Source organism: Salegentibacter lacus (assembly GCF_020164555.1).
GTDB classification, from domain to species: domain Bacteria; phylum Bacteroidota; class Bacteroidia; order Flavobacteriales; family Flavobacteriaceae; genus Salegentibacter; species Salegentibacter lacus.
Map to the genome: position 1 here is coordinate 22,849 of NZ_JAIQZB010000003.1, position 20,407 is coordinate 43,255.

13 protein-coding genes are annotated in these 20,407 nt (G+C 36.0%); 11 read left to right on the forward strand and 2 right to left on the reverse strand.

Going from position 1 to position 20,407, the window contains the following annotated elements; translation table 11 throughout:
- Positions 1-699: 699 nt before the first annotated feature.
- The 5 genes from LB465_RS02885 to LB465_RS02905 all read left to right on the forward strand — a co-directional run bounded on the left by LB465_RS02885 (position 700) and on the right by LB465_RS02905 (position 5,544).
- Positions 700-1,188, forward strand: coding sequence for a hypothetical protein (locus LB465_RS02885; RefSeq protein WP_224466792.1), 489 nt, complete (start codon positions 700-702; stop codon positions 1,186-1,188).
- Between the two features lie 230 nt (positions 1,189-1,418).
- Entirely contained in the window at positions 1,419-1,955 is a 537-nt protein-coding gene (locus LB465_RS02890) for a DUF3575 domain-containing protein (RefSeq protein WP_224466794.1), read from the forward strand.
- On the forward strand, positions 1,937-2,614 hold the full coding sequence (locus tag LB465_RS02895; protein WP_224466796.1) for a hypothetical protein: 678 nt from the start codon (positions 1,937-1,939) through the stop codon (positions 2,612-2,614). The genes LB465_RS02890 and LB465_RS02895 overlap by 19 nt, the downstream gene beginning before the upstream one ends.
- 361 nt (positions 2,615-2,975) lie before the next feature.
- A complete protein-coding gene (locus LB465_RS02900; RefSeq protein ID WP_224466798.1) occupies positions 2,976-4,904 on the forward strand; it encodes a tetratricopeptide repeat-containing sensor histidine kinase in 1,929 nt (642 codons plus the stop codon).
- A complete protein-coding gene (locus LB465_RS02905) occupies positions 4,870-5,544 on the forward strand; it encodes a response regulator (protein WP_224466802.1) in 675 nt (224 codons plus the stop codon). The genes LB465_RS02900 and LB465_RS02905 overlap by 35 nt, the downstream gene beginning before the upstream one ends.
- A gap of 274 nt (positions 5,545-5,818) precedes the next feature.
- Here the strand turns inward: LB465_RS02905 and LB465_RS02910 are convergent, their stop codons facing one another.
- Positions 5,819-7,174 (reverse strand): sensor histidine kinase, encoded by a 1,356-nt coding sequence (locus tag LB465_RS02910; RefSeq protein WP_224466804.1) that lies wholly within the window; start codon positions 7,172-7,174, stop codon positions 5,819-5,821.
- A complete protein-coding gene (locus LB465_RS02915) occupies positions 7,164-8,507 on the reverse strand; it encodes a sigma-54-dependent transcriptional regulator (RefSeq protein WP_224466806.1) in 1,344 nt (447 codons plus the stop codon). The genes LB465_RS02910 and LB465_RS02915 overlap by 11 nt, the downstream gene beginning before the upstream one ends.
- Before the next feature lie 204 nt (positions 8,508-8,711).
- Between LB465_RS02915 and LB465_RS02920 the strand changes: the two genes are divergently transcribed.
- From LB465_RS02920 to LB465_RS02945, 6 genes are read left to right on the forward strand one after another with little or no spacing between them, the layout of a single operon-like run.
- Positions 8,712-9,962 (forward strand): efflux RND transporter periplasmic adaptor subunit, encoded by a 1,251-nt coding sequence (locus tag LB465_RS02920; protein WP_224466808.1) that lies wholly within the window; start codon positions 8,712-8,714, stop codon positions 9,960-9,962.
- A gap of 40 nt (positions 9,963-10,002) precedes the next feature.
- Positions 10,003-10,680, forward strand: coding sequence for an ABC transporter ATP-binding protein (locus LB465_RS02925; protein WP_224466811.1), 678 nt, complete (start codon positions 10,003-10,005; stop codon positions 10,678-10,680).
- Positions 10,681-10,711: 31 nt separating this feature from the next.
- The gene (locus LB465_RS02930; protein WP_224466813.1) at positions 10,712-13,096 is read left to right on the forward strand and encodes an ABC transporter permease; all 2,385 of its coding nucleotides are present in this window, start codon (positions 10,712-10,714) and stop codon (positions 13,094-13,096) included.
- 34 nt (positions 13,097-13,130) lie between these two features.
- Positions 13,131-15,521 (forward strand): ABC transporter permease, encoded by a 2,391-nt coding sequence (locus tag LB465_RS02935; RefSeq protein WP_224466815.1) that lies wholly within the window; start codon positions 13,131-13,133, stop codon positions 15,519-15,521.
- 10 nt (positions 15,522-15,531) lie between these two features.
- Entirely contained in the window at positions 15,532-17,916 is a 2,385-nt protein-coding gene (locus LB465_RS02940; protein WP_224466817.1) for an ABC transporter permease, read from the forward strand.
- Between the two features lie 54 nt (positions 17,917-17,970).
- Entirely contained in the window at positions 17,971-20,379 is a 2,409-nt protein-coding gene (locus tag LB465_RS02945) for an ABC transporter permease (protein WP_224466819.1), read from the forward strand.
- Positions 20,380-20,407 lie beyond the last annotated feature (28 nt).

Genomic DNA, 20,407 nt, shown 5'->3' on the forward strand with positions numbered 1-20,407 from the left:
ATTCCTTCAGGAAATTCTTTGACTTTTATCGGTGATTATTAAGGAGAAGAAAATTCAACCTTCCGCTATTTTATGACGGATAAAAATTCCTTAGACTGTGTTGAAAGCTGCAACTAAAAAAGTGTTTTAGATTTTCATATAGGTCAAGTTTCTGAAAATAGAGATCTTACTCCAGATAACTATAATTTTGGCTACCATTTAATAATGCCAAGAAATTAAAAAGAGGTTTTATCTTTTAATTATAAAAATTTTAAATACAATAACCGAATTATAACAAAAAACAATCCTCCAAATAAAGCTATTCCTTTAATAAGCTTTACATAGATGCGCTTCTGTTCTATCTTTATTCTGTTATTCTGTTATGTTGATAAACCATTCTCAGTTTAGTATATAAAACACTTAAATGCTTCATAAATACTTTTGATTTTTATAATATAATCAATGGTCTAATTCAAGTTCTTAGGAACGACAAGGATATATCTTCCCTTATTTAAATTCAAAGAACTAACCATCATCTATTTATGGTTGAACCGAAATTTCCCATATCAAATCTTAAAATTAATAACACAAACCTTATATATTGTATGGTTTGCTTAGGTTAGCCATTACTTAAAAATTATAAATTTGGATAACTATAAAAAAATAAATTAAACGGTGCATTTATCTTTGTAGTGAGATCAAATAGACAAATTTTATACAGTGAAAAAATTAATCTTTTCTTTACTTCTAGTTCTTTCGTTCATAAGTTGCTGTCAGGATGAAATTATAAACACCTATACCATCCCTGAGAATGCTAAAAATAGAATTCCTTTTGACCAAAATTCAACCTTGAATTATGTGAATGAACAAGATGCCTCGTTTTCAGCCTCTGCCATTCAGAAAAGGATAATAGTTAATACAGAAAGAAACGGACAACATAGTTGTGATTTGACAGGCTTTGAAGTTTTAAAAAGTTCTGTTTTTATTAACACATTTGATTTCGGATTTGAATTTATACTAGAAATTAATCAAAACGAGGATTTATTGTTCAAGGTAAAGAGATATTGGGAAAATGGAGGGTATCAGATTTACACCACGGAATGTGGTCAACCTAATTATGATCCCGAAGGACCTTTTACTGATATTGAAATCAATGGATATTCCTTTAGCAATATATTGATTTTGAAAGTGGTCGTTTTCTTAAGTTAGCTGGTAATTAAACTTTGCACAACATTATAAGAAACAATTCTGGAGATAGTTTCGAATCGAAATCCCGTGCTCACTTGCTTGGCGAATGGTTCGTACAAAAACCGTAAAAATAGTAAGGTTTGCTATGGTAATGGAGTTCCTTATAAAACCTAAATTTGACCATTAATAAACAGAAAAATTTAGACTTAATTAAAGTCCACAGGAATTTTTCCATTAATCTAATTAGTTGAATGAAAAGTGTTTTATTATTTATTACCGTTATCTTATTTTCTACGCAAACTTTTGGACAGGAAGCGGTGGCAATTACAAATGATCAATTCTCCCTTAACCTTGTAGCTCCGTCTATAGAATGGGAAGTAAGTACAGGACAAAAATCTACTATAGATTTAAAATTAGGGACCGGTATCGGTTATGCCAAATCTGGCTCTGAAAGTGAATTTGGTTTCTTTCCGCATTTTGCTTCTCAGTATAGGTATTATTATAATTTTGATAAAAGAATAAAAAAGGGAAAAAAGGTGTCTGAAAATAGCGGGAATTACCTGGCTGCGATTGCTAATATTAGAAGTGGCAATTCAATAATAGGAGACCTTGATCTTAGAGAGGATTATGCCATTTTAATTGGACCTGCCTGGGGTCTGCAGCGAACATATAACAGTGGATTTAAACTAAACCTAAATTTAGGTGCTGGATATGGCTTTAATGACATTGGTGACTCTTACTTTTCCCCATTTATTGGTATACAGTTAGGATGGTTAGTCGCAAAATAACTTATTTAATTTTACTGCTTTTTTTAAGTATTAATTGCTACAGTCAGGTAAATCCTATTGTATATGGAGGTGTAGATTATTTTAGAAATACAGGTTTTAAAAAAAATGCCTACGCTAATATTAATTTGGGGGCTCAACTATTGCGATGGAAATTTTTTGCGCCTGAAGTTGGATATGAATATCATTTTGGATTAGTTAGGAATAATGAAGAATTAAACCCGGTAGATTCTAACGCCCGACCACCTTCTATTTTAGATACAAGATTTTCAAGTCATACCTTTTCAGTGGCTCCCAAAATTATCTTTGGAAATGAGGAGGCTGCATTTGTATTTATACCGCAATATAATTTCGGAAAAATTAGAGGTCGAGGTGATTTTTTAAGAGATTCTGGAAGGCAATATTATCTTGTAGATCAACAAATTGTTAAAGATAATATTCATTTCTGTAGTTTTGCTGCAGGGGTAGAAGGTAATTTTTTTGATTCACAAGTCTTACATTTTAGTTTGCTAATTAAATATCATTTATTGAATTCAGAAAAAATATTAAGCCAAATTGACTTTGAGGAAAGCGCACTAAATTCATTCGGAGGAAGTGCTGATGGTATTGGAATTTCATTTAGGGTATACCTTGATCTCTTGCAATTGTTACAAAGGAAATAGTAGATGTAAAAGGTCATTTTAAATGAGTATACTAAAGTGCGGCTCAATAACCTTAGTTATTGTAAAACCAATCCTTGATTAAAAAAAATGATAAATTTCTGGTTTTTTCAAGTGTCTGTTTACATCTATTTAATACCAGAATTTTAACTATTAGAAAGCTTCATAAAAAACTTTTCTAATCTTATAATTTTTAGTTTCTTCTTATCGTATTCAAAAACTCCTGGTTAATTAAATTTCTTTATTTTTACTTGCATAGATGCAGACCCCGATATCTTCTTATTTAAAATTTCTAGTGGTATTTTTCATACTTTTTTCTTGTAAGAAGAAGGAAGATCCTAAAGGTCCCAGTGAGCTAGAAATTTTGGCCAATAGAATAATGTCTAAAGATGAAGCTGAAACTTATTTAAAAAGTAGAAATGAGTTTATAAATGCCCCGGATGATTCTATAAAAAATGCTTTAATCTCTGATATTAGTTACTATTTCTATAAGCAAGATGATTCAATAAAATTCAGGGAGTGGAATAAGTATTTTTATACCAATTCCAAAAACCAGGAGAACAAATCCGGTATTGCAGAGTCCAATTGGGATCTCGGTAATTTTCTTTACCGGAAAAACATTCTAGATAGCTCATATTATCATTATAATCTTTCCTATGAACAGTATCTGGAGGTTAATAAAAAATTAATGGCCGGTAGAATGTTACTTAATATGGCTATTATACAGGAAAGGGTAAAAGATTATATCGGAAGTGAAAATACAACTTTTCAGGCGCTAGATTTGATAAAAGACTCTTCTGCTGGTCAAAAATTTATTTACTCTGCTTACAATAATCTAGGTATAATATACAACGGTTTAGAAGATTACTCCAAGGCACGTGAATATCATGGAAAAGCCTTAAGCTTTGCAGAATCTTTACAGGATCCGGTGAAATTTGCCACCTCATTAAATAACATTGGGGTAGTTCATCAAAAGCTGGAAGATCATAATAGGTCTAAATCTAATTTCTCTCAAGCATTAGCCTTAGATAGCCTGTACGAAAAGGAATCTAGAGTCTTTGCGATGCTTACCGATAATTTAGGCTATGCAGAATTTAAACTAGGCAACTATAAGGATGCTTTATTTCTGTTTCATAAATCCCTTAAAATCAGGGATAGCATTGAGCATCAAGCCGGAATAGTCATTAACAAGCTCCATTTAGGAGAATATTATATGGAAACCGGTGATACCTTAAAGGCGTTGCGATATACCAAAGAAGCTAATTCCCTTGCTAATTCTACCAGGAATAACCGCGACCTACTAGCGTCTTACCGCCTGCTTTCTAAAATTGAACCACAGAAAGCACCGAATTACCTCGATAGTTATATTCACCTTAATGATAGCCTGCTTAAGGAAGAAAGAGCCATTCAGAATAAGTTTGCCAGAATTAGGTATGAAACCGATCAGTTTATAACGAGAGCTGACAATCTGAACCAACAGAAAACCTATTTAATTGTAGGAATCATTCTGATCTTAATTTTATTTTTCCTAACCTATATAATCCAACTACAAAATTCAAGGAATAAAAAACTGGTGCTAGAGAAACAACAACAAGATTCGAATGAAAGGATTTACGACTTATTATTAAATTCACAGCAAAAATACGAAGAAGGCAGTATTACGGAACGTAAAAGAATATCCCGAGATCTACACGACTCGGTTTTAAGTAAGTTTTTTGGGATAAGGATTAACTTAGAAGTTTTAAATAATAAAACTGGTAAAGATTCAGAGAAAAAGCGCTCTATGTATCTTGAAAGCCTTCAAGGTATCGAAAATGAAATTAGAAATATATCGCATAAGCTAAACGCAGATTCCGTTTTCTCGGAAATAGGTTTTCAAGATATCTTAAAAGACCTTTTTCTAGAACTCGAAGAATCGGACAAGCTTAAAATTAAATTCTCAAGTGGTAGGGAGATAAACTGGAATGCTATAAAAAATAATCTTAAAATTAATTTCTATAGAATAATTCAGGAATCCCTACAGAATATAAGAAAGCATGCAAAGGCCAAAAATGTCGGGATTAGAATAGACTTTGAAGAAGACTATCTAATTTTGCATATTAGCGATGACGGTCAGGGCTTTGATGTTAAAAATAAAGAAAAAGGAATTGGACTTAAAAATATTAGAGAAAGAGTTACGGAAATTCAGGGAAAATTTGATATAATATCTAATGAAAATGGTACTATTTTAATAGTGAGTGTTCCAAAAGAAGAAGTATATGATGGATATTATAAAAGTTTTAATGGTAGATGACCATCCTCTCATTTTAGAGGGTTATAAAAATATTATTCTTGAAATGGATATTGAGGGTCGCCAAATAGTCTTTGAAACTTCAAACTCTACTGAGAGTGCATATAATAAAATTAAAACTAGTGTAAATTCTTCCAATATCTTTGACATCATTTTCCTCGACATTAATTTGCCGGAATACCAGAAGGAAAGAATATATTCCGGTGAAGATTTAGCCATTTTTATAAGAAAGGTCTCACCTCATTCAAAAATAGTCTTTCTTACCATGCATAATGAGAATTTTAGATTGTACAACATCGTAAAGAATATAAACCCTGAGGGACTACTCATAAAAAGTGATGTTGCATCAAAAGATTTAATGGAGGCTTTTACCGACGTCTTAGCCGGAAAAATTTCCTATAGTGATACGGTCATAAAATTTATGCGCAATGAGATTACTAATGAATTCACTTTAGATCAATATGATAGGGAAATTCTTTTTCAGCTTTCTCAAGGAATACAAACTAAAAAACTACCTAAAGTCATACCCCTCTCTTTAGCGGCAATAGAAAAACGAAAAAGGCAATTAAAAGATATATTCGGTATTGAAAAAGAAGGGGATCTTGTTTTAATAAATAAAGCAAAACAATTAGGATTTTTGTAGGGTTAAACTGAGTTGGAATATCAATCTACGAAAATTCTTTTAGTCTCTTTCTTGATTATTACAGGGGATTTATATCAATAAATGGATAAATTCTAATCAATGTTATTTGAACGGAAATATGTTTTTTATAGACAGCGACTTCTATTAATCTTTTAGAAGTTTCAACTGGGAAATCAGCAAGTGATATTTTATAATCTTAACTACTCCCAGTTGGTTAACCTGCAACATTAAAATAATTAAGTTTTAAATAAGACTGATATTTTTATAATCCAGCCTACTTAGAATTTTCTTTAAAAATTAAACTAATTAAAGTTCCTTTATTTTCCATACTATTAAATTGAATTTTCCCACCGTGTAAGGTCATTATTTGTTTAGAAAGACTTAAGCCTATACCACTTCCTTCTTTTTTAGTGGTGAAAAATGGAATGAATATCTGATCTTTAATTTCTTCAGGGATTCCTGGACCATTATCTGTAACAGAAATTATTACTTGCCCATCAAATTTCTTTACAGCATAAACCTTTACTTTCGGATTTGGAGTATTTTCACAGGCTTCCATTGCGTTTAATACCAGGTTTATTAATACCTGTTCTAATAAATAGGCATCGGCTTCTACCTTTAAATTAGAATCTTTTAAATGAAAATCCAATGTGATATTCTTGTTCGTTCCCGGTTTTAAAAGATTTTCTAAACTTTTGAATAACTCACGTAATTGAATTTGCTCTTTATCAATATTGGTTACCTTACTTAAACTCCGGTAGGTTTTTGCAAATTTGAGCAGACCCTCACTTCGTTTTTCAATACTGCTTAAGCCTGAATTAAGATCATCTATATCGAGACTATTATCCTCAGGATTTTTTTGGTGCATTTCCACCTGAAATTTCAGCGTGCCTGCCAATGAAGAAATAGGGGCAATGGAGTTCATAATCTCATGGGTCATAACGCTTAATAATTTTTTCCACGCCTCAGATTCCGTTTTATTTAAGGTATCCTCAATATTATGAAGAACAATTAATTTAAATGAATCTTCCCCTACCTTGAAAAGGGAATTAGACACCAAAGCTTTAATGGGGTCTTTTTTAACAGGTATTTCCAGTGCACTTGCTTCCGCATAAAAATTCTCAAAAAGGAGTTGATGTATATTTTTATTTCGGCTTTTTACAAAACTTATATTTTTGAAAGAAGGAAAATCCAGGGAATTTTGAAAAGATTCATTGGTCCATAGAACTTCGCCGGTTTTAGTATTATAGGCTAGAATCCCTATATCTATAAGTTCCAGAATTTTTTGCAAGTACAGGTATTGTGTTTCCTTTTCAGAATTTATTTCCCGTACCACTTTGTTTACGGAATTGAACCCCTGATACAGGGATTGAATATCAGGGGATTTATTTTTTTCTAGATAATTCCTGGAAAAATCCCGGTATTTTATTGATTCAAAGAAATCTTCAATAATATCAAATCTTCTACTGAGGAACCGAAAGAATTCATAGGTCATTAGAATTAATAGAACCATTGACCCAATGGCTGTCACATAGTAGCTTTGAATAGCGCTATAGGTTAAAGAACCCATTACGATAAGCAAAAGGAAAATTCGTATTAAAACACCGGTATGATAGCTTTTAAAGGTCATACTTCTCGAGTCTTCTGTAGAGTGCCGCACGTGTAATCCCCAATTCTTTAGCCGATTTAGAAATATTTCCTTTGTTTTTATCAATCACCTTAAGAATGGTATTTTTTTCTACCGTTTCCAGGCGTGTATCTTCTATTCCTCCGGTTTCAGCCTTACTTTCTATAGATGAAAAAGACAGGTCATTTTCTAAAAGTAAGCTTCCCTCGGCCATAATCACAGTACGTTCAATAACGAATTGTAGTTCCCTGACATTTCCAGGGAAACCATGATTCTTTAATTTATGTAGGAATCCCGGGTCTAATTTGAAAGGACCTTTATCATACTTTTCCGAATAGAGGTCTAAAAAATATTTTGTGAGTAGGGTAATATCTGTTCCTCGTGCTCTAAGCGGCGGCATAATAATATCCACAGTATTAATTCTGTAAATTAAATCCTTACGGAATTTAGCTTCATTAGATAATTCTGAAATATCCAGATTTGTAGCACAGATAAGACGAATATCGATAGGAATAACTTCATTAGATCCCAACGGACTAATTTGTCTGTTTTGAAGAACGGTAAGTAATCTTGCCTGTTGATTTAGGCTAATATTGCCGATTTCGTCAAGAAATAATGTTCCGCCCTGTGCAGCTTCAAACCTACCTTTCCGGTCTTCCCGAGCATCGGTAAAAGCTCCTTTTTTATAACCGAACAATTCACTTTCAAACAAGGTGGAAGTAAGTGCACCAACATCTACTTTTACAAACGGTTTTTCTTTTCGGTTTGAATTTTCGTGAATGGCTTTGGCTACCAGGTCTTTTCCCGTCCCGTTTTCTCCAAGAATCAAAATGTTAGCATCAGTAGGCGCTACTTTATGTATTTTTTGAAAGACTTCTTGAATTTCCTGGCATTCACCAATTATTTTCGATCCATCAGTACCAGTCTTAAAAGGCTTTTCTTTACTTTTTCGATGCTGAAGTAAATCTCGTAAAGAGTCTATAACTTTTTGATTTTGCCAGGGTTTCACTATAAAATCAGAGGCACCTTCCTTGAGAGATCGAATTGCCAGGTCGATATCACCATAAGCCGTAATTAAGACTACATCGGTATCGGGAGTAATTTCCTTAATTCTTTTAAGCCAGAAAATCCCTTCGTTTCCTGTATTTACCAGACCATTGAAATTCATATCGAGGATAACGATATCGAATCTTGAACTGGCGAGTATTGAAACCAGGTTGCCTGGTTGTTTCTCCACCGTAATTTCAGCCACAAAGGGTTTTAATAACAGGCGCAATGCGGTGAGAACATCCTGGTCGTCATCTACAATAAGGATTTTGGCGTGTTTAAGTTGCATAAGTACAATATTACAATTTATTAAGACCTCCTCAGAATTTGAAAAGCACAAAAACAAGGATCATTAAAATTGTATTACTAGCGAACACTAAGTGTCCGAAAACGAACACATTTTTTTTAGTTTAATTAATTAAACAATTGAAAAATAGCGAGTTATAATTGTGGCACTGTATTGTATAAAGATTAGGAGGAAACAAATTATTTTATGGACATACCACTTAAAAAGAAACGCTTTACACCTAAAAGAATAGCAATAATTTCGGGCATTGTTTTACTGGCAGCATTAATTCTATTTGTGATATTTTCTTCTACCGGTAATTCTAAATTAAATGTGGAAAAGGAACGTATAAGTATCAATGCAGTGAAGAAAGGTGATTTTCAGGAAAACATACCTGTAAATGGAGCGGTTTTGCCTATAAAAACAATTTACCTTGATGCCATTGAAGGAGGACGGGTAGAGGAAAAATTTGTGGAAGATGGGGCTATGATGAAAGAAGGCGAGCCCATTTTAAGACTTTCCAATACCGATTTGGAATTAAGCCTGGTGAATCAGGAGACTTCGGTATACGATTTACTTACCCAAATGCAAATTTCTCAAACTGCCGCACGTCAGAATACGATCAACAGGTTAAACCAATTAACCGACGTAGAAAATAGCTTAATTGAGGCCGAGCGCGTTTATAAATTGAACAAACGATTGCTTGAGAAAGGTGCAATTGGGAAACAGGAATTTATAGAGTCGGAGAACAATTACAAATATCAGAAAGAGCGTATGGAACTGGCGCGCGAGGTAATGAAACAAGATTCTATAGCTACCAAACAGGAAATCGTACAGAGCCGTAATTCTTACCAGCGTACTCAGAAAGCATTAGAATTGATGCAAAAGAAAGTGGAAGATTTGGTAGTTCGTGCGCCAATTGAAGGACAGCTCACCTCTTTAGATGCGGAAATTGGTGAATCTAAAACAAAGGGAGAGCGACTAGGGCAGATAGATGTACTTAGTGGTTACAAACTTAGGGCAGAAATAGATGAACATTATATCTCCAGGGTCGTTGCAGGGCAGGAGGGAACTTTTAATTTTAGTGGCAATGAATCTACCCTGGAAATCAAAAAAGTCTATACCCAGGTAAATAATGGTAGGTTTCAGGTTGATATGGAATTTAAAAATGAGGCACCCCAGGGGCTGCGACGTGGACAAACCTTTCAAATAAGGCTGGCTCTTAGCCAGGAAAAGGAAGCCATTCTAATACCTAAAGGAGGCTTTTTTCAGCAGACCGGAGGGAACTGGATTTTTAAACTATCTGAAGACGGGAAAACCGCATACAAAACACCAATTCAATTGGGAAGTCAGAATACTGAATATTATGAAGTTCTGGAGGGTATTAAGCCAGGGGACCGGGTAATTACTTCCAGTTATTCTAATTTTGGAGATATTGAAGAATTGGTCTTGAACTGATAAACCGATAGGATTAACAACTAATAAAACTAATCAAAAAATGATAAAAATTACCAACCTCGAGAAATACTATCAAACCGAAGAGGTCCAAACCATAGCGCTCAATAAGCTTTCATTTGAGGTCAAGGAAGGAGAGTTTGCAGCAATAATGGGTCCTTCGGGTTGTGGAAAATCAACACTTTTAAATATCCTGGGGCTCTTGGATGATCCCGATGGAGGCAGCTATTTATTTAACGGGATAGAAGTAGCCGGTTATAATGAAAGAAAAAGGGCTCAACTTAGAAAACATAATATTGGATTTGTATTCCAGAGTTTTAATCTAATAGATGAGTTAAGCGTTTTTGAAAACGTAGAACTTCCACTGATCTATACAGGCGTAAAACCTGCAGAGCGCAAAGAAAGGGTTCACCAGGTTTTAGAGAAAATGGGCATCATGCACCGCAGGAAGCATTTCCCGCAGCAATTATCGGGCGGACAGCAGCAAAGGGTGGCTGTTGCCCGGGCTGTGGTGAATAACCCAAAGCTTATCCTTGCCGATGAACCCACCGGAAACCTGGATAGTAGCAATGGAAACGAAGTAATGGATTTACTCACAGAACTTAATGAGGCGGGAACCACCATCATCATGGTTACCCACAGCGAGCACGACGCGAAATTCAGTCATCGAATCATCAGGATGCTGGATGGCCAGAAAGTTACCGAAAACGTGTTGGTATAAAAAGGGGCATTCATCAATCAATTAGGAAATCATGATCAGGAATTATTTTAAAATAGCGTGGAGGCATCTTTGGAAATTCAAAGCATACGCTGCACTGAACATTGGAGGTCTGGCCATTGGAATGAGCGCTGGTTTTCTATTATTACTTTATATAATTTTTGAATTTAGCTATGATAATTTCCATAGTAAATCAGATCGGTTGTACCGGGTTGTGACCGATATCACTACACCATCTGGTGAGCATGAAAATACAAGTGTAGATTGGAATATACTAAGTGAATTACAATCTGAATTGCCCCAGATTGAAGATTATACCCGTGTGCAGAATACGGATCTGGATGTTCGGGTGAATTCCGAAACTTACCAGGAAAACGAAGTAATTGCAGCAGATGCATCATTGTTTAATCTCTTTGATTTTAAATTAGTTCAAGGTGATCCTGCAACAGCGCTAACTGCTCCTTTGAGTATAATACTTAGTGAAAACACAGCTAAGAAATACTTCGGCGCTAAGAACCCCTTAGGAAGAGTCCTTAAAATAATGGATGGAAAATATAATGCTAAAGTGACAGGCGTGGTAAAGGATTTTCCAGAAAACACGCTCATTAAAGGGGATATGATCTTATCACTTTCTACATATACTGAAGTTATAGATCCAAGTCTTAAGGATTCCTGGGCTGAATTTTCAAATTATGGTTATGTACTCTTAAATCAGGATGCCAGTCCCGAAATACTTGAAGAAAAAATTAAAAAATATAATGAGGAGGCTCATGGGGATATAATGAATAAAACCCAATTAAAACTTGTATATCGTTTAGAGCCGCTTAAAGATGTTTATCTGTTTTCTAACCAGGGTAATGTTAATGGGAAGATTAGTAATGTATATACATTTGGCATTGTCGCCGTCTTTATTATTCTTATCGCTGCAATAAATTTCATCAACCTTACCACGGCAAGGTCTACAGAGCGTGCGAAGGAAGTTGGAATACGTAAAGTTATTGGGGCTCAAAAAAGACAGCTTACCTTCCAGTTTTTAAGCGAGTCAATGATTATTTGCTTTTTTGCTTTTATCTTTTCGATAGGTCTGACTGCGCTTGTTCTTCCCTATTTTAATGAATTGGCCGGGAAGGTAGTAGCTTCCACTATTTTTGATCAACCCTCAAACCTTCTTATTCTATTTGGTATAGCCATGGGTATCGCCTTAATAGCAGGATCCTATCCTGCCTGGGTTTTGTCTTCTTTTAAAACCACATACGTACTTAAGGGTAAATTCTCAAGGAGCTCCAAAGGAACCTGGTTAAGAAAAGGTCTGGTTATCTCTCAATTTACCATTTCCGTACTCTTGATCATCGGAACGATTATTATTTACAAACAAACAAATTTTATGCGTGCTAAAGATCTGGGCTTTAATAAAGAACAATTGCTTGTTTTAGAAACAGGTGTTGGTACGGGGCAGGACCGTTTAAAATCTGCCCTTGCCGAAAACCCCAATATTCTTTCAATGAGTACTAGTTCAGGAGTGCCAGGAGGTGGCGGAAAGAAGGAGGCTATCTTAAGTACTGTAGAAAATAAAAAGGGTCATAATCAGTCACTGGCATTAATTCGTAATCATGTAGATGTCCATTATATTCCACAATTAGATTTGAAGCTGGTGGCGGGCCGGAATTTTTCTAATGAATTAGCATCTGATAGTACAACGGCCTTGATTATAAATGAAAAGACCACACAAATGTTAGGATATGCAAATCCTAAAAATGCCATAGGTAAAAAATTTGATCAGGGTGATAGGAAGGGTCAGATCATTGGGGTAGTCAGGGATTTTCATTTTACATCACTTCAAAAAGAAATTAGAGCCTTAAGTATAGTTATGGGCGGTAATCAAAATCAATTACTGAATCTAAAAGTGAATACTGAAAATCTCCAGGAGACAATTAGTACCATTGAAACCTACTGGGAAAGGTATATACCCAAAAAAACATTTGATTACTATTTTTTGGATGAATTTTTTGACCGGCAATATCGTTCCGAGGAACAATTCGGTACACTATTCTTAATCTTTACGATCCTTGCTCTTTTTATAGCTAGTCTTGGTCTGTTGGGACTTGCATCTTACAGTATAATGCAACGCCGACGTGAAATTGGCATTCGCAAGATTATGGGTGCTTCTGTTCTTAGTATTCTGAATTTGGTATCTGCCGATTTTTTAAAATTGATTTTAATTTCCATAAGTATAGCTAGCCCCATAGCCTGGTATTTTACGTACAACTGGTTACAAGATTTTGCTTATCGCATAAGTATCGAGTGGTGGGTATTTGTGACCGCCGGACTCGTCACGCTATTCATTTCGTTGCTCATCGTAAGTTTTCAAGTAATAAAAGCAGCAATAGCGAACCCTATAAAAAGTTTAAGAACGGAGTAAGTATCCAATTTCCCAAGGGAAGAATAATGGCATTATGATCAGAAATTACATTAAAATAGCTTTTAGAAACCTAAATCGCAATAAGCTTTACAGCACTATAAATATTGGCGGTTTTGCGCTGGGACTTTCAGCCTGTATTTTAATTATGTTTTACGTGACACACGAAAAGAGTTACGATACTTTTCATGAAGATTCAAAACGCATATTCAATGTATTTGCCAAGACAAATATAAGTGGGGATGTTATTCGGATGAATTCATTAAGTTCCGTTGCCGCTAAAATGATTGAAGATAAGGATCCTAATGTTTCTTCTGCGATCAAGATCAAAACGGAATATAATCCGGTAATCATTAAGAATCCAGAGAATCAGTCACAATTTTCAGAAACAGATCTAGTATATACGGATAGTAATTTCTTTAACTTTTTCTCTTTTAAACTGATAAATGGCAATCCAGAAACGGCGCTAGAGCGGCCGTATTCGATCATACTTTCAGAAAATCTGGCAAAAAAATATTTTGGAGAAACCAATCCAATAGGAAGGAATTTATCGTTGAGGATTGATAGCACTTACACCTTTACTGTAACAGGAATCAGTGAAGAAACTCCTTCAAATTCGAGCATTAAAACAGATCTAATTGTATCGGCTTCCAGTTTGAATACAATGAAAGAGGCTTTTTATGATATGAGATCTCAGATTTTCCAGGGAGGCTCTTTTCAAACATTTGTGAAATTAAAGGATCCAGAGAAGGTAGCTCCTGTACAAAGATCCATGAATGCTCTTGCTGTTCAGGGGCATGAAGAATCGACGGATGAATATTTCCTTACAAATATTACTGACATTCATCTTTTATCCAGGGAGTCCACCAATGTGAAATACGTAAAGATCTTTTCCTTGGTCGCTTTACTTATCCTGCTATTAGCTTTAATAAACTATATTAGTTTAAGTACTGCCAGGGCAGGAACAAGGGCAAAAGAAATAGGGGTACGTAAAATGAATGGGGCTAGCCAGCGAAGTGTAGCAGTTCAATTCTTTCTGGAGTCCGCGGTTTATGTTTTTATTTCCTTTCTGTTGGCTATTTTGTTCACCATTCTTCTCAAACCATGGTTTTTCAGTTTAGTTGGAATACAGATCGATTCATCGTTTTTTTTCGATCCAGGTTTTATTTCAACGATGGTAGGGATTCTTGTCCTGACCATATTTATAGCCGGTCTCTATCCTGCAATAATTCTATCTTCTTACCAACCGATTGAAACCCTGAAAGGCAACTTTGGGAACCGAAAAAATGGGGCACAGCTAAGACAGGTATTTACCATTTTTCAATTTGTTGTCGCAGTGGGACTTATTATTTCAGGAATTGTAATCCACCAGCAAATAAATCACCTTAGAACTTTGGATACCGGCCTTAGCAGAACAGATGTTTTAATGGTTCCATTGCAAAACACGATGGATAATAGCCAATCGGTTTTTAGAGAAGAGGTTGAAAACCTCCCCGGAGTAAGAAAAATAGCAGCCGCGTCCCTGCCGATGTATGGGGGCACCAATATGTATTTTGTAGACGATAAAAATTCAGATGGTCAAATTCCCCTTCCCATTTTAGCTACCGATCATGAGTTCATTGATGCTCTTGATATAGAATGGAGTATTCCCTTGCAAGATGAGAATATAGCAACTAAAAAAAATAGTGTAATTATCAATGAAGCTACTATTAATAAACTTCACCTTAATCCAAATCCAATAGGAGAGATTATAGTTTTTGGAAATTCCCAATATGAGGTGGTAGGCGTGGTGAAAGATTTCTATTATGACTCACCAAATAATGAAATAGGTGCTCTTGCTATGTTCGTTTCCCCTTCGAAAGAGTTTTCTATGGATTTTGGGGAGAAGTCCAGCTGCCTATTTATCAAGTTCCGTGCTAATGCAAATGTGTCCTCAATAATTAAAGACATAGAAGGTCTTTATAAAAAATATGATACAGAAAATGCCTTTGAATATCAATTTATGGATGAAGCTTTTGACGCGCTTTTTAGATCTGAAATGCGGTTAGCTAAAGTTTTAAACGTCTTTATAGGATTAATTGTCCTCATCTCGGGGATGGGACTGTTTGGATACGCCACATTTAGTGCCCAGGAAAGGAAAAAGGAAATAGGGGTTCGAAAAGTATTAGGGGCAAAGGTTACGCAAATCACTTATTTGCTTTCGGTTGATTTCTTAAAACTTGTAATGGTAGCCATTCTAATTGCTTCCCCGATTGCCTGGTATGTGATGCAACAATGGCTGCAGGGCTTTGAGAACCGTACTGTTTTGGAATGGTGGATTTTTGCTTTTGCAGGGACAGGATCCATACTTATTGCACTAGCGACAATAAGTTACCAGTCCGTCAAAGCAGCAGTCGCAAATCCTGTGAAAAGTTTAAGAACCGAATAACTCCCATGGTATGCTAAAGAATTATTTTAAAATTGCTTTGAGAAGTTTAGGCAAAGGTAAGACCTATACTACGATAAACATTCTGGGTTTGGCTGCAGGGATGGCCAGTTTCATTATTGTATTACTAGCCCTTAATTATGAGCTGAGTTATGACACCTGGGATCCAAAACTTGAACAGGTTTATAAAGTCTCTATGCGTTTCCAGGATGAGATCCAGGAAGCAACTCCAGCGCCATTAGCTTCCCTTCTGGCGGAAAAACATCCTAACATTGAGGCAGCTACCTCAATGCAGGGGACGGGGGACTATGAGGTGCTTATCAGTAGCGGTCAAAAAAGTATTTACCAGAAAGGCTTTGCATCTTCAGATTCACTTTTTTTAGAGGTTTTTCCCTATCAACTTATCCATGGGGACAGAGCTACTGCCCTGAACGTTCCTAATTCAGTAATTATAAGTGAAGAATTAGCAAAAACACTTTTTGGAGATAGCAATCCTATGGGGGAAACCATTAAAGTCTTCAATGCTGTAGAGGGGGTAGTGACAGGAGTTATAAAAGTACCGGAAACTCCATCACATCGCAATGTTCATTTAGTAATGCGAGATCCTTATGAGCAACAGAATTTTTTCTGGAACAACCATTCCTATGATACTTATATCAAATTAAAGGAGCCTGTTGCTGAAGCTGATCTGGAGGAAGACTTGAATACCATTTATTTTGAAGAACGAATTAAATCGGATAAACAACAAGGCCAGGCATCTGGTAGCAGTAATCACACCGTTTTGTTTACTGATGTTGTTCCAAATATCCAAAATTTCTCCAAGTATGGGAACAGCAATATCAAAACAATATCCATCCTCTTTATTCTTGCGATATTACTATTATTTACTGGAGCAATTAATTTCAGTAATCTCACTATTGCAAAATCAATAAGCAGGGCGAAGGAAGTAGGAATCAGAAAAACGCTGGGCTCTGGCCGCAGAAACCTGATCTTTCAGTTTATGAGCGAAACCGCCTTACAGTGTAGCATCAGCTTGATAATTGCTTTGATAATTGTTATCATTAGCCTGCCTTTCATCAATACTTCGCTTAATCTGGACCTTAATTTCTGGGGGCAGAATTCTGCGGAACTTTTATTGCAACTGGGAATTTGTTTGGCAGTAATTACATTTTTATCCGGGATTTATCCTTCGTTATACCTATCTCGATTAAACCCAGTAAAGGTTTTAAAAGGAGATATTTCCGGGGGGAAAAAGGGGTTAGGACTTCGAAACGTGCTTCTTACTTTTCAATTTATCGTTACAGCATTTTTTATAGTGGCCATCTTTGGAGTAAACAAGCAACTGGATTATTTACAAAATTCAGATAAAGGCTTTGTGGATGAGCAAGTCTTACGTATCGAGGCAACCCAGGCAACCCGGGAACAGGGATTTGCTCAAACCCGCAGGTCACTTCTTTCTATTCCAGGGGTACGCAGCGTAGCCAAAACTACAACAGTTCCTGGCGATAAAATAGCCGATTCCTCAACAGTTAATTTCAACTACAAGGGAGATCAAATACGCATGGGGTCTGTAAAGGTTAGTACAGATTATTTTGAAACGCTTCAGGTTCCTTTAGTGGAAGGGAGATTTTTCAATGAAAGCTATGCCGATCAAAATACCCGAAATGCCATAATCAACGAAACTGCAGCCAGGAAACTCAATGTCACCAATCCTATTGGGGAAACTATCTCCTTTGGAGGCTGTGATGAAGGGGACGTACAAATTGTGGGAGTAGTAAAAGATATCAATGTCCATGGATTTGAATTTGCAATAAAACCAGCAGTTTATACCATCGAGAATAAAGCTTGCATGTATCAGTCTGGTGGGGCGATTTTAGTCAAATTGAAGTCTGATCAGGTGCAGGCCACCATAACAGCAATTGGCGAGCAATGGAAATCTATTGAACCGAACTTTCCCATTCGCTATTCCTTTATTGATGCCAACTTTCAACAATTATTTAGCACCTATTACAGGCTCCAGAAGATACTCACCTTTTTTGGTAGCATTGCGATCCTCATATCGATTATGGGCTTATTTGCTTTAACAGCTTTCATTATCAAACAACGCAACAAGGAAATAGGGATAAGAAAAGTACTTGGTGCCAATGTTAAGACCATTACTGCGCTAATAGGTAAAGACTTCCTGGTTCTCGTATGCATAGCAAGTCTTATTTCCATTCCAATAAGCGCCTGGGCTTTAAATAAATGGCTTAATGATTTTGCCTATCAAACCAGCATAGAATGGTGGGCTTATGCGGGTGTAACAATCGTGGTAATCCTACTTGCGCTGATAACGGTAAGTATTCAGACTGTGCACGCTGCAGCTTCAAAACCTGTGAAAAGTTTAAGAACCGAATGAAATATATAGTATCAGAGGTTACCGAAACCTTTGACAACCTAAACGCTTAGAAAAATGTTACGAAACTATTTAAAATCAGCAAGAAGAACTATTCTAAAGAATAAAGGAGTGTATGGTATTAATATCATAGGCCTGAGTTTAGGGCTTGCCTCTTGCTTACTTATCCTACTATTTATTCTGGATGAAGTAAGTTATGATAGCTATCATCAAAAATCTGAGGATATCGTTCGTGTCGTCTTCAAGGCTGAAATTGGAGGGGAGGAGATAAGCGAAGCTGTGGTAATGCCTCCTGTGGGTCCAACTTTAGAAAAAGAGTTCCCGGAAGTATTGACTGCGGCCCGTTTACGAAAAATGAATAATCCCAAACTCACATACAATAACAAAAATTATGGGGATTTTGAGTTTGCTTATATAGATCCTGAATTTCTGGAAGTATTTGATCTTAAAATTATTAAAGGGAACAACACTAACCCCTTAGAGAATCCAAAAGCAGTTATAATCACCGAAAAACAAGCGGAACGATATTTCGGAACTGAAAACCCAATCGGGAAAAATTTGAGTTTTGAACAGTGGGATAAGCAATTTACGGTAACTGCGGTCATTGAAGAATTCCCTGAGAACTCCCACTTTGAATTCGGAGTTTTAGCATCAATGGAGGGGTATGACTATGCAAAAAGCACTTCCTGGGTTAATTCCGATTTTCATACGTACCTGTTATTAAAAGATGGCGAACAATATAAAAATCTGGAAGCAAAACTGCCGGGTATTATGGACAAGTATATGGGGCCACAAATTCGTGAAGCAATTGGGGTGTCCTATTCAGAATTTAAAGATAAGAACCAGGTAGGTCTATTTTTACAGCCATTGACTGAAATCCACCTGAATCCGGATTTTGTGAGCAGTGGGGATTTAAAACCCGGGATGGATATTAAGTACCTCTATATTTTTGGGGCAGTGGCCATATTTATGTTATTTATAGCCTGCATTAATTTTATGAATCTAGCTACGGCTGCAGCTTCCAAAAGGGCAAAGGAAGTAGGCATTAGAAAAGTGCTGGGTTCCGGGCAAAAACAACTGGTAAAACAATTTTTAACCGAATCATTCCTGGCTACTATTATTGCCGCACTACTTGCGATACTTTTGGTGGTTTTATTTCTGCCTACATTTAATCAACTTGCCGGAAAGTCATTGCAGATCATAGATTTACTTCAATTTTCGATTGTGTTAACGACCATGGGATTGATTGTATTCGTTGCTTTTTTAGCCGGTGGATATCCCGCATTTTTTCTTTCATCATTTAAACCCGTACAGGTTTTAAAAAGCAGATTCGCATCCTCAGGGAAAAGTAGTTTAAGAAACGGGCTTGTAGTCTTTCAGTTTATAATATCTGCTGGCCTTATCCTGGCAACTATAGTTGTTTATCAACAAATGGCTTTTATTCAGAACAAAGACCTAGGTTACCACAAAGATCATATCCTGGTAATTAGAGAAGCACACCTACTTGGAGAACAAAGGGAAGCATTCAAAAATCAGGTTTTGAAAGATCCCAGAGTAACATCGATAAGCAATTCTTCTTTTGTGCCGGCGGGTCCTACCGATATAAGTATGTCGGGAGTATTACTTGGGGGCGAATACCAGCGCAGGATGTTTATTTATAATGTAGATGAGGCCTATATACCCACCCTGGGCCTGGACCTAGTATCGGGAAGAAACTTTTCAAAGGAATTTGGAGCTGAAAGGAATAGGGTGGTTATTAACGAAACCGCGGCAAGATCGCTTGGTTTCCATAAAGACCCTATTGGTAAAACCTTTACCCTTGATACTGAAGATGGGGGGCGAGAACTAAACATAATTGGATTAGTAAAAGACTTTCATTTCAAATCGCTCCATCGTGAAATTGAACCTTTAATCTTAATGAACAACCCCTATGGCGGTTTAATTATCAGGATCAATACAGCTGATATATCAACGCTCCTAGCCAATATTGAAAATCAGTGGCAAAAATTTAATATCAAAGAACCTTTCAGTTATACTTTTTTGGATGAATCCTTTAACAGGACCTACCTCCGGGAACAAAAGATGGGAACTATACTCAGCATATTTACCGGGCTAACCATCTTTGTTGCCTGTATGGGCTTATTTGGTCTTGTAACTTTTGCTGCAGAAAGACGGGTAAGGGAAATTGGGATAAGGAAGGTCTTAGGCTCAAGTATTCCTGAGATAATAGCCTTGCTTTCCAGAGATTTTATCAGGCTAATATTGATCTCTTTTTTAATTGCATTTCCATTGGGGTATTTTTTAATGGAACAATGGCTTGAGGACTTCGCCTATAGGATTGAAATAAAGTGGTGGATGTTTTTACTCGCCGCATTTCTCACCACGTTTATCGCCCTAATGACCATTGGGTTCAAAAGCTTTAAAGCCGCATCAGTTAATCCAATTAAAAGTTTAAGAACTGAATAAAATTCATCAATCAAAAAACGAATATTAA

Excerpts from the sequence above, each read along its gene's own strand:
- LB465_RS02890 (WP_224466794.1), top strand. The coding sequence starts at position 1,419 with ATGAAAAGTGTTTTATTATTTATTACCGTTATCTTATTTTCTACGCAA.
- LB465_RS02895 (WP_224466796.1), top strand. The coding sequence starts at position 1,937 with ATGGTTAGTCGCAAAATAACTTATTTAATTTTACTGCTTTTTTTAAGT.
- LB465_RS02905 (WP_224466802.1), top strand. The coding sequence starts at position 4,870 with ATGATGGATATTATAAAAGTTTTAATGGTAGATGACCATCCTCTCATT.
- LB465_RS02910 (WP_224466804.1), bottom strand. The coding sequence starts at position 7,174 with ATGACCTTTAAAAGCTATCATACCGGTGTTTTAATACGAATTTTCCTT.
- LB465_RS02915 (WP_224466806.1), bottom strand. The coding sequence starts at position 8,507 with ATGCAACTTAAACACGCCAAAATCCTTATTGTAGATGACGACCAGGAT.
- LB465_RS02920 (WP_224466808.1), top strand. The coding sequence starts at position 8,712 with ATGGACATACCACTTAAAAAGAAACGCTTTACACCTAAAAGAATAGCA.
- LB465_RS02925 (WP_224466811.1), top strand. The coding sequence starts at position 10,003 with ATGATAAAAATTACCAACCTCGAGAAATACTATCAAACCGAAGAGGTC.
- LB465_RS02930 (WP_224466813.1), top strand. The coding sequence starts at position 10,712 with ATGATCAGGAATTATTTTAAAATAGCGTGGAGGCATCTTTGGAAATTC.
- LB465_RS02935 (WP_224466815.1), top strand. The coding sequence starts at position 13,131 with ATGATCAGAAATTACATTAAAATAGCTTTTAGAAACCTAAATCGCAAT.
- LB465_RS02940 (WP_224466817.1), top strand. The coding sequence starts at position 15,532 with ATGCTAAAGAATTATTTTAAAATTGCTTTGAGAAGTTTAGGCAAAGGT.
- LB465_RS02945 (WP_224466819.1), top strand. The coding sequence starts at position 17,971 with ATGTTACGAAACTATTTAAAATCAGCAAGAAGAACTATTCTAAAGAAT.